The sequence below is a fragment of the Dietzia sp. SL131 genome, assembly GCF_026672565.1.
GTDB lineage: Bacteria > Actinomycetota > Actinomycetes > Mycobacteriales > Mycobacteriaceae > Dietzia > Dietzia kunjamensis.
This window is the reverse complement of record NZ_JAPPRI010000003.1, coordinates 1,843,515-1,857,653: the sequence shown is the minus strand read 5'-3', so window position 1 is coordinate 1,857,653 and position 14,139 is coordinate 1,843,515. Positions and strand designations below refer to the sequence as shown.

9 protein-coding genes, 1 tRNA gene and 1 pseudogene are annotated in these 14,139 nt (G+C 66.7%); 5 read left to right on the top strand and 6 right to left on the bottom strand.

The genetic code is table 11. The features are described 5' to 3' along the window. Window positions 1-82 precede the first annotated feature (82 nt). Window positions 83-1,053, bottom strand: a pseudogene (locus OVA21_RS09465) (IS3 family transposase); the annotation flags it as partial. Between the two features lie 500 nt (window positions 1,054-1,553). Between OVA21_RS09465 and OVA21_RS09460 the strand changes: the two are divergent. Beyond that, window positions 1,554-2,930, top strand: coding sequence for a DUF3375 domain-containing protein (locus OVA21_RS09460; RefSeq protein ID WP_268092328.1), 1,377 nt, complete (start codon window positions 1,554-1,556; stop codon window positions 2,928-2,930). Here the strand turns inward: OVA21_RS09460 and OVA21_RS09455 are convergent. Further along, the gene (locus OVA21_RS09455; protein ID WP_268092327.1) at window positions 2,927-5,926 is read right to left on the bottom strand and encodes an AMP-binding protein; all 3,000 of its coding nucleotides are present in this window, start codon (window positions 5,924-5,926) and stop codon (window positions 2,927-2,929) included. The two genes, OVA21_RS09460 and OVA21_RS09455, sit on opposite strands and share 4 nt — an antisense overlap. A gap of 178 nt (window positions 5,927-6,104) precedes the next feature. Here OVA21_RS09455 and OVA21_RS09450 point away from each other — a divergent pair, with 178 nt between their 5' ends. Then, window positions 6,105-8,231, top strand: coding sequence for an NAD(P)/FAD-dependent oxidoreductase (locus OVA21_RS09450; protein WP_067712864.1), 2,127 nt, complete (start codon window positions 6,105-6,107; stop codon window positions 8,229-8,231). 265 nt (window positions 8,232-8,496) lie between these two features. Here the strand turns inward: OVA21_RS09450 and OVA21_RS09445 are convergent, their stop codons facing one another. Next, entirely contained in the window at window positions 8,497-8,955 is a 459-nt protein-coding gene (locus OVA21_RS09445) for a prevent-host-death protein (RefSeq protein WP_067712928.1), read from the bottom strand. Between the two features lie 236 nt (window positions 8,956-9,191). Here OVA21_RS09445 and OVA21_RS09440 point away from each other — a divergent pair. The 3 genes from OVA21_RS09440 (at window position 9,192) to OVA21_RS09425 (ending at window position 12,607) form a co-directional block, all read left to right on the top strand. Further along, window positions 9,192-9,268: transfer RNA gene (locus OVA21_RS09440), tRNA-Met, on the top strand. 278 nt (window positions 9,269-9,546) lie between these two features. After that, window positions 9,547-9,876, top strand: a complete 330-nt coding sequence (locus OVA21_RS09435; protein ID WP_067712867.1) for a nucleotidyltransferase family protein — start codon at window positions 9,547-9,549, stop codon at window positions 9,874-9,876. A 625-nt stretch (window positions 9,877-10,501) separates the two neighbouring features. Further along, window positions 10,502-12,607: a GmrSD restriction endonuclease domain-containing protein gene (locus OVA21_RS09425; RefSeq protein ID WP_268092325.1), complete on the top strand. Its 2,106-nt coding sequence runs from the start codon at window positions 10,502-10,504 to the stop codon at window positions 12,605-12,607. 61 nt (window positions 12,608-12,668) lie between these two features. Here the strand turns inward: OVA21_RS09425 and OVA21_RS09420 are convergent, their stop codons facing one another. The 3 genes from OVA21_RS09420 to OVA21_RS09410 form a co-directional block, all read right to left on the bottom strand. Beyond that, window positions 12,669-13,382 carry a hypothetical protein gene (locus OVA21_RS09420; protein ID WP_067712874.1) on the bottom strand — a complete coding sequence of 238 codons (714 nt, stop codon included), beginning with the start codon at window positions 13,380-13,382 and terminating at the stop codon, window positions 12,669-12,671. A 116-nt stretch (window positions 13,383-13,498) separates the two neighbouring features. Then, window positions 13,499-13,891, bottom strand: a complete 393-nt coding sequence (locus tag OVA21_RS09415) for a type II toxin-antitoxin system death-on-curing family toxin (RefSeq protein ID WP_067712877.1) — start codon at window positions 13,889-13,891, stop codon at window positions 13,499-13,501. Next, window positions 13,869-14,084, bottom strand: coding sequence for a hypothetical protein (locus OVA21_RS09410; protein WP_067712880.1), 216 nt, complete (start codon window positions 14,082-14,084; stop codon window positions 13,869-13,871). Before OVA21_RS09410 ends, OVA21_RS09415 begins: the two co-directional genes overlap by 23 nt. Between the last annotated feature and the right edge of the window lie 55 nt (window positions 14,085-14,139).

Below are 14,139 nucleotides of genomic sequence, written 5' to 3'. Positions count from 1 at the left end.
GTGACTCACATCACAGATGATTAGCTACTTCGTGGCGTGTCGCTGACCAGCAATGATTATCGAATTAGCCGGTTAAGAGGGACACGCCCGTTCTGCCCATCGAGGAACGCATCCCCAGGTCCGTGACCAGCTTGCGGTAGTCGCCTGAGGTATAGACGCTGCCGCGGTCGGAATGGAAGATCGCCCGCGGCTCGATCACCGTCGTCGCGGCAGCGTTCTTCAGCGCCGTCTCAACGAGCTCGGTGCGCATGTGATCGGCGATCGACCAGCCCACGACCTTCTTGGAGTAGCAGTCGATCACCGTCGCCAGGTAGACGAACCCCTGCCACGTGTGGATGTACGTAATATCTCCGACGAACTTGACGCCGGCGCGATCGGCGGTGAAGTCGCGTTCCACCAGGTCAGGCATGTCGGCTGCAGCAGCGTCGTCAGCTTCAGTGGTGACCCGAAATGGCCTCGGCTGGCAGGCCACCAGGCCTTCGGAGCGCATGATCTGACGCACCAACTCCGGTGAGCACTCGGTGCCCTCGTCGACCAGGTCGGCGTGGATCCGCCGATACCCGTACGTGCCGTCGGTGGCGGCGAAGAAGTGCCTCACCCTGGCCGTCAGCGCCTGTCTGCGGGCCGCGGTGGCCGAGGTCGGGCGCGAGAGCCAGTTGTAGAACCCAGAGGTCGACACGGCCAGCCAGGCGCACATCTTGTAGAGCGGGTTGGTCTCGGACGGGTCGTTCCTGCAGGAGTCGATGTACTCGTATCGGCTCACGGTCGCTGCTCCCGCGCGAAGTAAGCCGCTGCTTTTTTCAGGAACGCCGTCTCAGCGCGAAGCTCGGAGTTCTCCCGCTCCAGCTCCTTGAGTCGCGCCCGCTCATCGAGCGTCACCTCGGTCTCCGTGCCGCCGTGGGTCTCGCGGTACTTGTTCAACCAGTTCCGCAATGTCTCGGGGCCCACGCCGTAGGCCACCGCGACGTCCTTGATCGTCTTCGAGGTCGTGATGACCTCCTGGCACAGCTCATCCTTGAACTCCTGGCTGAACCGCCTGCGTGATGCACTCACTGCTGGGTCTCATTTCGGTAGGTCCCTCACTTTAGGAGGGTCCACCGTCCGAGATCACCGCAGCAGGCCAGCGTAAGGGTTGGAGGCCGCGGGTTCGGGCTTGGCGATTTAGACAGCTAGTCAATTGGCCCTCGGGATTCAGAGTGCGTAGTTGGGATCCACCGGTGCAGGTGCTGGGTGGCGAGCCTTCTGGGGTCCGGCCGGTCCCAGGTGGTCACCGGGAGGTCGCCAACGACGTGGGCGACGTCCGATTGTCGGTAGTCGGAGCCCGAGGCCAGCGCGCCGGCGAGGGCGACTCCGGAGGGATCCATTACGAACTTCAGGGCCGTCCCGCCCATAGCCCCGCGACGGGTGGGCGCCCGCCGGCCTGACGTTGTCGTCGTCGTACACACGGCGGTGACCGCCTCCCACCACCTCTGCCCCCGCACGCGCACTCCTAGACTGTCCCCTCGGCGCACGGCCCGCCGTCACCGACAGTCACCCACCCCGAGGAGCCCCACGTGGAGTACGCGCAGATCGAAGCGCTGCGCGAGCGGCATCCCGCCTGGCGGATGCTGCGCGCCACGCACGCGCCGCTGCTGCTCACGGTGCTGGGTCGGTTCTTCGTGGAGGAGGGCCGGGGCGCCAGCTCGGAGGGCGAGCTGGTGGCGGCGCTGGACGACCAGCTCTACGCCATCAACGCCCAGGATCCACAGAACCCGCGCTTCCTGCGCACGGCCGCCGAGTACCTGGCGGACTGGGCCGGCCCGGAGGCGGGTTTCCTGCGCCGTTTCTATCCGCTGGGCGCCGACGAGATCCACTACGACGCCACCCCGGCCCTGGAGAAGGCCTACGCCTGGGTGCAGGGCCTGTCCGAGACCTCTTTCGTGGGCACTGAGTCGCGCCTGCAGACCGCGGTGGACCTGCTGCGCCAGATCGCCCAGGGCACCGAGTCCGACCCCGCCAAGCGCCTGGACCAACTCGAGCGCCGCAAGCAGGACATCGAGCGGGAGATCGACCAGCTCCGCCAGGACCCGGCCTCCGGCCTGCTGGACCGCACCGCGGTGCGCGAGCGCTACCAGCAGTTCGCCACCACCGCCCGCGAGCTGCTGGCCGACTTCCGCCAGGTGGAGGAGAACTTCCGCGCCCTGGACCGCTCGGCGCGCGAACGCATCGCCACGTGGCAGGGCAGCAAGGGAGAGCTGCTGGCCGAGCTCGTCCACGGCCGCAGCATGATCGACTCCTCCGACCAGGGCCGCAGCTTCCAGGCCTTCTACGACCTGCTGCTGTCCACCTCGGGCCAGGAGGAGCTGTCCATGCTGCTCGAGCGCCTCACCGGCATCGACGAGCTCGGCGCGGACCGGCGCCTGCGCACCGTGCACCACGGCTGGGCGGAGGCCGCGGAGCGCACCCAGCAGACGGTCCGCAACATCTCCGAGCAGCTGCGCCGCTTCACCGACGACCAGGTGTGGCTGGAGAACCGCCGGGTGCTGGACCTGGTGCGCCAGATCGAGACGTCGGCGCTGCAGGTCTGCGAGGGCGAGCTGCCGGACCTCGGGCTGGAGCTGGAGGAGACCAGCATCGACGTGGCGCTGCCCACCGATCGTCCGCTGTTCACCGCCCGGCCCGCCGCGGAGGTCAACAGCCTGCTCGATCCTGTGGACACCGAGGAGGTCGACACCTCGGTGCTGACCGACCAGGTCGTCGTCGACCCCGCACGCCTGGCCTCCCGCATCCGGGCGCTGATCCCGGCCCGCGGCACCGCCCGCCTGGAGGACATCGTCACCATGTACCCCCTACAGCACGGGGCGGCCGAGATCGTCGGCTACCTGGCGCTCAAGGACGACGACCTCGAGGTGACCACCAACGCGCACGAGGAGACCGTGATACTGGTCTAGGAAGTCGGCGGAGCCAGCTTGTCCCGCACAGCCTTGGTCAGCCGTACGTACCCGCCCGTGTCGGGATCGCGGATCCAGGTACGCGGGCCGGCCTTCGGCAGCCCCCGGGCTGCGAGCGCCCTTGGGTCCGGCCGGTACCAGTTGGTCACCCGGATGTCTTTGACGACGTGGACGATGTCCGGTTGTCCGGCGGGCGGGACCGAGGCCAGCGCGCCACCGATGTCGGCCGCGGTAATGGGATCTGAGCCCCATAGGTTCACCGCGGCGACGGCGACCGGGCCCATAGCGCCATCCACTTCGTACAGCACGGCGAGGTCCACCTCGGGCAGATCCCCGAGTGCGTCGGCGACCTGGATCGGGTAGACGGGACCGTGCTCGGTGTGGACGACCGAGCTCGCTGAGCCGAGCAGCCAGAAGTCGCCGTCCCTGTCACGCTCGAAGATGTCATTGGTCGACACCCACGTGTCGCCGGGGCGGAACACCCCACGGAGTTGGCGCACGGAAGCGTCCAATCCGAGCCTGGGCCGGGTGAGAAGTACGCCGGGTGCGTCGACCTCACTGGGTATGGCGAAGCCATCGGGGCCGGCGAGGATCGCGCCGGTGTCGGGGTCGGCCTCGACGAGACGCACGTCGGCGGTGCCGGGCAGTGGACGTCCGCGCGCGCCCGGCTTGGAGGTGGTGAGGTTGGCCAGGACCACATCGGACTCGGTGCCGGCATAGAACTCAAGGACCCGTGTGCCCGGGTAGCGGTCCAGGACCCGCCGCCACAGTCCACGGGGCATGCCTGACCCCATGAAGAGGGAGAGTGTCGGGAGCGTCTCGCGGGGATGCACTGGCCCGCGCACCAACTCGCGCATCATCGCCCAGGTGTAGGACACCACCGTCACGCCGTAGCGGCGGATCTCCTCGTCGAAGGTCGCCGGATCGAAACCGCGGGACAGCGCGATTCGGGCTCCTCCTGCCACTGCGCCGCCGACGGTGGTGAGCAGGCCCGATGGGTGGTGGAGAGGGCTGAGGCAGTAGACGGTGGACTCGGTGGTGAGACGCGCAGCGCTGGCGGTGCCGAACGCGGACGCCGCCCACCGGTGGTTGGTGACGAGCTTGGTCTGCCACGTGCCCGTGGAGCGGGTGAAGAACACAAAGGCCAGGTCGCCCCCTCGGCCGGGATTCGGCCGGTACCAGCGGGGCAACTCCACCGCCTCGGGGTCGATGCGCTCGAGGTCGACGACGTCCTCGCCGAGGTGCCCGGGCAGGTCGCGCTCACCGCCACCACCGCCGAGCACGAGCGCCCGCGCTCCGGCATCGGTGACCTTGGACGCGTGCTCGGGGTCGGCGACCACGTCGGTCACGGAACTGAGCTGGAGTAGTTCGGGCAGTGACTGGGACGGGGGCAGCAGCACGGCCACGGCACCGAGACGCGACAGCGCGGCGATCGCGACCAGCGCCGAGGGCCGCGTCTCCATGACCACGCCGACGTGGTCGCCCTGGCGCACGCCGACCGTGATGAGGCCCTTGACCACGTTCGTGATCCGGGTGTCGACGGCCGAGTACGTGTGGACGCGGTCGGAGAACAGGAAGCACGCGTCGTTCGGCTGGTTCCGGGCGCGTTCGCCGATGATCTTGGCGAACGAGATCCGGGTCGCGGGCTGGATCTGCCCCAGCCGGATGAGACGCGGTGCCGCACGCACCGCTTCGTATCCGACAGCTCGCGTCGTCCGCAGGGCGCCCAAGGCGAGCTGCCCCGCACCGCGCACCACGCCGACCCCGAGTCCGGCGGCCTGGAACGCGCCATCTGCCGCGAGCATGATCGCTTTGGTGGGGGAGGAGTCGATGACGGAGTCGGGGTCGACCTCGGTAATGCCGTCCGGTCGAGTCCCTCGGTCTTCGATCCAGTCGACCCACTTGGCGACGGTGGGCCACGTCAGCGAGGCGGCGGTCGAGCCCACGACGAGGCCGAAGTGCCCGGCGCGGACCGGAAAATCGTAGACATCGGCCGCGGGAGCGACGGACGCGATCTTGCGGACGCCGGCCGGGACGCCGATTTCGTCGACCTCGCCGAAGACGGCGAGGACGGGGCAGGTGATGTCGGCGAGGGAGACGACGTGGTCGCCGACGACGAAGCCGCCGACCATCATCCGGTTCTGGACGATCACCTGCTGCAACATGTCGACGAGCGCCGGGCCGGACCAGGCTACGAATCCCTCGCCCCCGATGAAGCGGCGCTGCCGTTCGTGGCCGAGAAGTGCATCGCGGTCGTGAAGCTGGCGCAGGAAGTCCACCTGGGAGCGGGCGGTCTTGATCGGATCGAGCAGGCGGAATGCCGTCGAGGCCAACCACCCGGGCAGTGGGCGTTCGTTGAAGACGTAGTCGGCGACAAGGCGCGCGATGGTGACGACCACCTGCTCGGGAATGCCGAGCGGGGCATTGCCGCGCCAGTCAACGGGGGAACCGAACGTCACGATGCTCTCCAGGTCGCGTGAGCGCCGGTAGGCCGCGGCCTGGTAGCAGAACATGCCGCCCTGGCTGTACCCACCGAGATGCACCGAACGGCCGGTGGCCGCGGTGACGAGGTCGACGGCGTCGCTCACGGCCACCACATGGTCGGTGAGAGTGCGCTCGAGACCGCCGGCCTCGAGGTCCGGGGCGCCGAAGTCGATCACCCACGGGTCCATACCTGCCCCGTGCAGTGCGGCCACGGCGCTGGTCGAGGGGGACACGTCCCAGACCTCCGCGGAGATCATCATCGGCGGAACGAGCACGATCGGCGGCCTCGACGGCTCCTCCTCCTCGATGTGGACCGCACTTTGGCCAGCGTCCCCCGCCGCCGGCGGGTAGTAGCGGCGCAACCGGAACATCGGGCGCCGTGCGACGATCTCGAACGGAGACTGCTCTTCGTCTGTCTGAAGGCCACCGAAACGCACGACTTCGACCGCGTTCAGGACGAACGACGTCGCTGTCTTGAGCGCGGCCGAGACGATGTCATGGTTGGGCGGCATGGTGCTTCCGAGGGTAGAGGGTGCGGCACGGGCACCGAGACGATCCAGCGGATAGCCCAGCGGGGGAACCCGCCCGCCGTGCCGACGTTGTCGTCGTCGTCCCTTGCCCCCCGGTGACCACCACGCACCGCCCCAAAAACTGGAACCTGTTATAGACACCCGTCAACTCGGGCGTATCATGATCGGCGTGACGACCCTCACCTCATTCCCTCGCCTCATGTCGCCCGGCCGCATCGGCCCCATGGAGACGCCCAACCGCATCGTCCTGCCCGCGATGGACATGAACGTGTCCGAGGACGGCGAGATCGAGCAGCGGGAGATCGACCACTACGTCGCCCGCGCCGCCGGCGGCGCCGGGCTGATCATCACCGGCGCGTGCGCGATCGCGTTCCCCGTGGGCGCGGCGTCCATGAAGGAGCCGGGCCTGTCGGATGACAAGTACATCCCGGGCCTCAAGGCGCTGGCCGACGCGGTGCATGCGGCCGGGTCCAAGCTGTGCGTGCAGTCCACGCACCACGGCAAGGTCGCGCGCGTGGACATCGCCAACGACCGCCCCCTCATCGCGCCGAGCACCCCGGACTACGACTACGACTACTCCGCCCTGGCCGACAGCACGGGCGAGGAGTTGGGTCGGATGGGCGCGGCGACCGGCGGCAAGAAGACGGTCTACAAGGAGATGGACCACAGCGACATCGCGTGGCTCATCGAGACGTGGGCCGACGCCGCCGAGCGGATCGCCAAGGCCGGCGCGGACGCGATCGAGATCCACGTGGCGCACGGCTACATCCTGGGCGTGTTCCTCAACCGCCGCGACAACCTGCGCACCGATTCCTACGGCGGGTCGCTGGCCAACCGGGCGCGGCTGACGTGCGAGGTGATCGAGGCCGTCAAGAAGCGCGTGGGGGATCGGCTCGCAGTGATCGTGCGCGTGTCCGGCGAGGAGTACGGCCAGGAGGGTGGGCTGGAACAGCATGAGGCGGTCCTCGCCTCCCAGCTTTTCCAGCGCGCCGGCGCCGACGCCATCCACGTGACCGGCTGGGGCCGCAACCCCTTCGACAACTTCACCGACGGCCCCCTCCCGGACACCATCGGCGCGTACGTGGACAACGCCGCGGCCATCAAGAAGGCCGTGTCGATCCCCGTCATCGCCGTGGGCCGCATGTTGCCGGAGGTGGCGGAAAGGGCGATCGACGACGACAAGGTCGACTTCGCCGCCATGGGCCGGCAGTTGCTCGCCGATCCGAACCTGCCCAACAAGTTGGCCGCCGGCACGCCGGAGCGCGTGCGCCCGTGCATCAACTGCTACCTCTGCGTGGCGGAGAACTTCTTCGACGACACCCCGTTCTGCGCGGTCAACCCGGCGCTGGGCAACGAGACCCTGCTGCCGCTGACGCCCGCACCCAAGCGCGAGCACGTCGTGGTGGTGGGCGCCGGACCCGCCGGCCTCGAGTCGGCCCTGGTCCTGACCGAGCGCGGACACCGTGTCACCGTGCTGGACAAGGCCGACCGCCTGGGCGGCACGATGTGGTTCTCGAGCCTCACCACGCCTGACAACGAGCCGCTCATCCGCTTCTTCGAGGCCGAGGTCAAGCGACTGGGCGTCGACGTGCGGTTGAACACCGAAGCCACGGTGGAGTCGATCCGTGCCCTCGGCGCCGACCGGGTGATCGTCGCGACCGGCGCCAAGCGTCCGGCCCCGGCCATCCCGGGCGGGGACCTGCCGCACGTACACACAGGCGACTCGCTGCGCGCCACCATGCTGGGCACTGCAACCGCCGACGAGGCCGGGGTCTTTCTCCGGACGGTCGGCAAGCTGGGCCGGCTCTCAACCATCACCAAACGCCCCTCGTGGATCCGGCGACTGACCAAGATCGCACTGCCGATGGGCAAGAACGTCGTGGTGATCGGCGGCTCGCTGGTGGGCCTGGAGCTCGCGGAGTACCTCGCCGAGCGCGGCCGCAAGGTCACCCTCCTGCACGAGTCCCAGCAGCTCGGGTTGCCGCTGGCTATGCCGCGCCGCTGGACTGCGGTGCGCCACGCCAAGGAGCACGGCGTCGACATCCAGCGCCGCGTGAAGGTTAGCCACATCACCGAATCCACGGTCGCCTGGACCGATGCCAAGGGTCGCGCCCAGTCCGCCGCTGCCGACATGGTCATCTACGCCGACGGCACCACCGCCGCCGCGCCCCTGGCCGACGCGCTGCGCGCTGCGGGCATCGACTGCGAGGTCATCGGCGACGCCGGCGAGGTGGGCTACATCCACGGCGCCATCCACTCGGCGTGGAAGGCTGCGGCTGCCGGCTGACGGCCGGCTCTGGAGCAGCGGACCACCGTTCCCCGGGGAGGACTGGGGTCACAGTGGTTCCCGGTGGTTGCGGTGATGATCCAGAGGTCTCACTTCGTCTGGTTCGGGTGGCTCGTGTGGATCTGCTCCAGGTAGACCGTGCGTTCATCGACGTAGAACCAGATGCGCGCAGTGCCCTTAGCCGTCGGCTTGTGCTGCCAGCGCTCGTGCGCGGTTCCGCCTCGGAGGACTGTGCCGAGCACACCCTTCGTCGCCGCAGACACGATCAGGGGCGCTCTACGGACTCATCCACGTCGAGCCATTCGAGGTCGGCGTGGCCGAGCCCGGCAGCGACAGCCGTTGCAGTTTCCTTCCACGACGTCAGTTCAGCAATCGCCAGGTGTGGTTGTGTGGTAGAGAATGAGGCACGCGCGGCATCCATCAGATCCTGCGCGCAGGCCTCTTGGTCTGTGGGGGACAGCGCGAGAATCCACGGGAAGGGTTTCGCCATCCGCTCCGCGAGCGACCCCTCGCCATCCAGTGCGACCGTGATGAGTTGCGCCGCGAATTCCAAGAGTCGAGAGCGATCCTCTGCTTCGCGCTGCGTCATCAGCACCAACGCTTCGCCGTCGCGGCGGGTAACCGTGACCGGGTGCAACTCCGCCTCGGCGAAAACCTCGGCGGAGTGTTTGCTCAGATCTGACGACCGGCGAACCCCCGGGGTGTGGTTCGGTGGGATGGGCATACGCCAAGCGTATTCGGAATGTATTCGGAAGTCGACGGTATCCAAGACCGGCCGCGAGGCCGTCGGTGCTGACGTGGAAGGCGACCTCGTCGTCGTCGCGAAGAACCTCATCCCACTACTCCACGATGCGCCCGCCCGGCCGCCTGGACCGCCGGCGAGGGCGCAGCGATGCCCGTCCACTCGTCTGTCGATTTGGAGCTTCGAACGGTCGCACGTACTGTCGGTGAAGCAATCGACGCGGGGTGGAGCAGCTCGGTAGCTCGCTGGGCTCATAACCCAGAGGTCGCAGGTTCAAATCCTGTCCCCGCTACCACGTACCAAGCCCGGTTCCCGAGAGGGAGCCGGGCTTGAGTGCTTTCCGCGCTCAGGGCCCCGATCTACCAACGAGCGGAGGCGGGCGGCGAAAGCAATGAGAGACGATTGCGGCGCGCGCTATCCCGGAAAGCTGAAAACCGCGTCTGACCAGGGATGCCCTGAACGATGCTTTCAGGGCGCCCCTGGTCAGCGGCCTCGCGCAATACCCGCGACGGCGGCAAGGGCGGTAGACCGAATGGGTCTTTGGTCAGTCTGTGCAGCCGATATCCTGAGGCTGTGCCGAGCACCGCCCCGACTCCCGAATCGCTCGCCCTGCGTGAGCTCATCGAGGCGCGTCGAGACGAGTTCCGAGCCCTCCTTGCCAAGTACGCTGCGACGAATCCGATGCTGTTCGGATCAGTCGCCCGTGGTACTGCGAATGACGGGAGCGACGTGGACATCGTGGTCGATATGGACCCAGCCGACGGCAACCTCCTCATGCGAGCCTCCGGCTTGTTGGAGGAAGTTCGTACGCTCTTCGGTCGCGAGGACATCGACATCTTCCCCGAGCAGTTGCTCAAGCGACCTATCGCGGACGCAGCGCTGAGGGAGGCGTCCGAGTTGTGAGGCCGCGGGCCGGGAGAAGATCTACGACCTGAGGACGACCAACTGTTGCGTCGCCCGCGTCATCGCCACATAGCGGTCAACTGCACCGGTGACGCCCGACCCAACCGAACCCGGGTCGACAAGGACCACCAGGTCGAATTCGAGTCCCTTGGCCTGTGCGGGGGTCAGCGAACGGATGCGGCCCGAACCGCTGAAGTCCGGAGAACTTGTCCCGGGCGCACAGATGATGGCGGACAGACTCTCGGAGTGAGTGGCGATCCACTCGTTGACCTCTCGTGTCTCAGCCCCGGTCGATGCGGTCGTCGTGGATGGGGAGCCCGCTTTGGCGCACCGACTCGGGCACGTTCGTGTCGGGCCGCACGACCCGATCGCCGGAGCGGTGGCCTCCATGGTCTCGGCTGGCGTGCAGCAGTCGATGTGGCCCACTCCCCGGCTGGTGGATACACCGTCGTCACCTCAAACTCCACCACACCGGGGGACTGACCCCTGCGGCGCCGACGCGTCTGATGAACGTTCGCTGTCGGGATCGTTAGGATCTTTGTGTGGCCGGTGCGTCTCGGCTGCCCGGTATTGCCAGAGCAAGAATCTAGTGAGGAGTCGCTGGTGGGCCGCCATTTTCAAGACCGTGTCGTGGCAGGTCGAACAGCTCGTGTCTGGAGTACAGCAGGGGAGCATCAGCCTCCCCGACCTCCAGCGCCCCTTCGTGTGGTCAAGCACAAAAGTGCGTGATCTGTTCGACTCGATGTACCGCGGCTACCCGGTCGGCACGCTGATGTTCTGGGACGTCTCAGATAACGACTCGACGCGCGCGATCTCGACGTCGTCGGAGATCACCGCGAGTCACCAGATCGTCGACGGACAGCAACGGTTGACCAGTCTCTACGCGGCGATGAAGGGCCTGACCGTCCAGGACGACAACTACCGGCAGAAGTCGATCAAGATTGCGTTTCATCCTTTCACCGAGAGATTTGAGGTCGCCACAGCGGCCACGGCGCGGTCGATCGAATGGGTCAATGACGTCGCCGACATGTTCAGCTCCCCAATCGATGCGCAGGAAGACTTCATCGATGGGTTCGAGGAGGCCGGGCGCGAGCTTGACCGTGATCAGAAACGTCGGCTCCGAGGGGTGTTCGGCAAGCTCGACGACCTGAGGAAGTACCAGTTTGAGGTAGTTCATATCCAGAAGGACGTGGACAAGCGGCTGGTGGCAGACATCTTTGTCCGCATCAACTCCGAGGGGATGAATCTCAAGGCGTACGACTACATCCTTACTTGGTTGAGCGTCTTCTGGCCGGAGGGGCGTGATCAGATCGAGCACTTCGCCCGCGCCTCCCGGATGACGCCCGAACGCGCCTCCGAGATCGCCGGGGAGCGGGTCACCTGGACCCCCAAGAATCCTTACTTGGCCGTTGAAACTGGACACATCGTGCGCGCCATGGTGGCGGTCGGGCAAAACCGCGCGAAACTCATAGACGCGTACGCGAATCTCCAGGCCAAGGACCGCGCAACCGGACAGGTTGACGGCGACAAGCAAGAACGCGAACTCGACAAGTTACGCCAGGCCCTGCCGATCGTGACCGACAGGGTGAACTGGACCGAGTTCATACGGTCGATCCAAGCCGCCGGATTCCGCTCGCACTCGGGCATCACGTCCAACATGAATCTGGTCGCAAGCTACGTTCTGTTTTTGCTCGGCCGTACTCGATTCTCCGTCGAACTCACCCGCTTGCGGACCCTCATCGCGCGCTGGTTCTTCATGTCGCAGCTGACCGGTAGGTACACCGGCTCGAGCGAGTCCCAGATCCAGAAGGACCTCGATATGCTCGCGGAGGTCCCGGTGGGCGACGCGGATGCATTCGCGCGCCTCGTCGACCACACGATCGCGATCACCGTGACCAAGGACTACTGGGAGTTCAACGCACCGCAGGCGCTAGTGTCCTCAAGCTACAAGCTCTCGCCCGTCTATCAGTGCTATCTCGCCGCGCTCAACTATCTCGACGCCGAGATGTTCATGCTGCGGATGAAGGTGCGCGAGTGGATGGATCCCACCATCCCGGCGATCAAGGGGCAGGAAGGCCACCACCTGTTCCCCCGCCGGTACCAGGAATCGGTCCTGGGCATCGTGGACACCAAGCGGATCAATCAGGTCGCGAACTTTGCACCGACCGATTGGCAGACCAATATCCTCATCTCTGATCGCGCCCCCGCAGAGTATTGGCCCGAGCTCGTTCGTGAGCGCGGAGGAGACTCTGACGAGGACTGGCTGGCCAAGCAGCACTACTGGCACGCCCTTCCCGCAGGGTGGCACTTGCTGCCCTACGACGAGTTCCTGGGTCAGCGCCGCACACTGATCGCCGTCGTCATCCGCGACGCGTTCGAGCAGTTGGCCCGAGACGGACTTCACCATCCCGAGCTGTCCAACGAGATCCCCGACGAGGTGACCTACGACGAGGTGAGCCTGGTGACACTGTTCGACGAGGGCTATCTCATCCCAGGTGATCAATTGGACCCGGTCGACCCGGAGTGGGTCGTCGATGCCGTGGTCACCGAGGACGGCACCGTCCAGATCGATGGGGTGCACGAATTTGATTCGCTCGATGAGGCGGCACGATTTCTCGAGGTGACCAACGTCAGCGGATTCGAGTTCTGGGCGTTGGAACAGGACGGGGGTGTCGCGCCTTTATCGGAGGTCGTGAGCGCTGGGCCCCGACGAGAGCAGCCCATTCGATAACCACGATGCCGAGGTCGTGCAGCAGCGCTCGTGCGTCGACCGGCACCGAGAGTCTTACAACTCAAGCCACGGCGAACGTGACCGCCCGCGTTGGACAGAGTGCGGCATAGGTCTGATGGGGGCGATAGAGGCTGGCGTCCTGATCGGCCTGGATCGTGGTGAGCACATCGCGCATTCGGCCGGTCCGCGCCTCGGACAAGCTCGAGACGAACGCCGAGAGGTCGTCGGGGCTGACGTGGGAGGCGACCTCGTCGTCGTCACCAAAGACTTCATCCCAGCAGCCCACGATGCGCCCGCCCGACCACCGGTACCGACGGCGGTACGTCACGCCCCTCGGATCGGCGAGCGTCGCGGCGAAGAACGGCTCCGCGGCCGGGGTGCGCCAATCCACGAGGAGGGGAGTGCCGGCCGCATCGGTGAGGCCGATGCGGCCCACGTACACCGGCGCGGCCTCGGGTGCTGTGGGGCTCGGGTCGGCGGGGTCTGAAATGCCCACGGTGTAGTGGCCGATGCATACGTCCAGCCCGAACCGGCGCAGCGTGGCGAGCTCGGCGACCAGGCGGCGGATGTCGGCGTCGCGCTCGATGGTCTGTGCGCCGCGGCCGGCCGGGTCGCGGCGGCGGGCGTCCAGACGGGCGGAGAGCAACGCGACCTTCTGGTCGAGGGCGTGGGAGATGGCGGCGAGGTGGCGCTCGTCGTCGGCGATGTGCGCCGGGTCGGCCTTGTGGGCGAGGTGGTCGGGGAGGGCGAAAATGCCGGGTGTCTCGGGGGACATTGCGCAAGTGTGCGCCCCCACCGGGGTATTGCCGCAAGGCCCCTACCAGCTATAACTTGAGAAGGGGAGGCAATCAGAGTCCACGTTCGGGACTGGCGTGAGTGGATACTTCGGGGTCAGCTCTGAGTTTGGCTGAATCCTGCCCGCAAGTCGTGAGCGATGTCGGAGACATCGAGGTGGGAATCGCTTGCGCGGATCACCAGATCGTAGGCCGCGACATCGCCGGCCACCCATATCGCCCCGAGGTTTCGGAAGTAGATCAGTTCGACAGCGATCCACGCACATCGCTTGTTGCCGTCCACAAGTGAGTAATTTCGGCAGAACGAGTCGAGAATCGATGCAGCCTTGTCGTGGATGCTTGGATACTGTTCGGTCCCGAACAGGGTCGTTCGGGGCCGATCGACCGAACTCTGCAGAAGCCCCGTGTCACGCACCTCAGGATGCTCAGGGTAGATCGCCGCGTAGGTCCGGAAAATGTCGATGATCTCAGGCGTCCAGATCACTGACATTCCCGAGACGGTCCAGTAGCGGCTTGCTGTTTCTGGCGATATGGGCGATGGCGTCATCCATAGAGCGCAGGCCCTGCTCGTCAAGCCCGCGCTTGATCTGTTCGGTGACGAAGCCGCTGATCTGCCCGGAGGGGACGGCTTCTGCAAGTCGACGGTCCACATCGTCAGGGATACTGATGAGTCGCTTCGCCACAATTTCCTCCTGAGACGAATATACAGAGTATATACGTGGTGGGGTTGTGGGCAAG

Bases quoted from the DNA above. Each gene is read 5' to 3' on its own strand.
- OVA21_RS09455 (WP_268092327.1), bottom strand. From the start codon at position 5,926: ATGCCGCCCAACCATGACATCGTCTCGGCCGCGCTCAAGACAGCGACG.
- OVA21_RS09450 (WP_067712864.1), top strand. From the start codon at position 6,105: ATGATCGGCGTGACGACCCTCACCTCATTCCCTCGCCTCATGTCGCCC.
- OVA21_RS09445 (WP_067712928.1), bottom strand. From the start codon at position 8,955: ATGCCCATCCCACCGAACCACACCCCGGGGGTTCGCCGGTCGTCAGAT.
- OVA21_RS09420 (WP_067712874.1), bottom strand. From the start codon at position 13,382: ATGTCCCCCGAGACACCCGGCATTTTCGCCCTCCCCGACCACCTCGCC.
- OVA21_RS09415 (WP_067712877.1), bottom strand. From the start codon at position 13,891: ATGTCAGTGATCTGGACGCCTGAGATCATCGACATTTTCCGGACCTAC.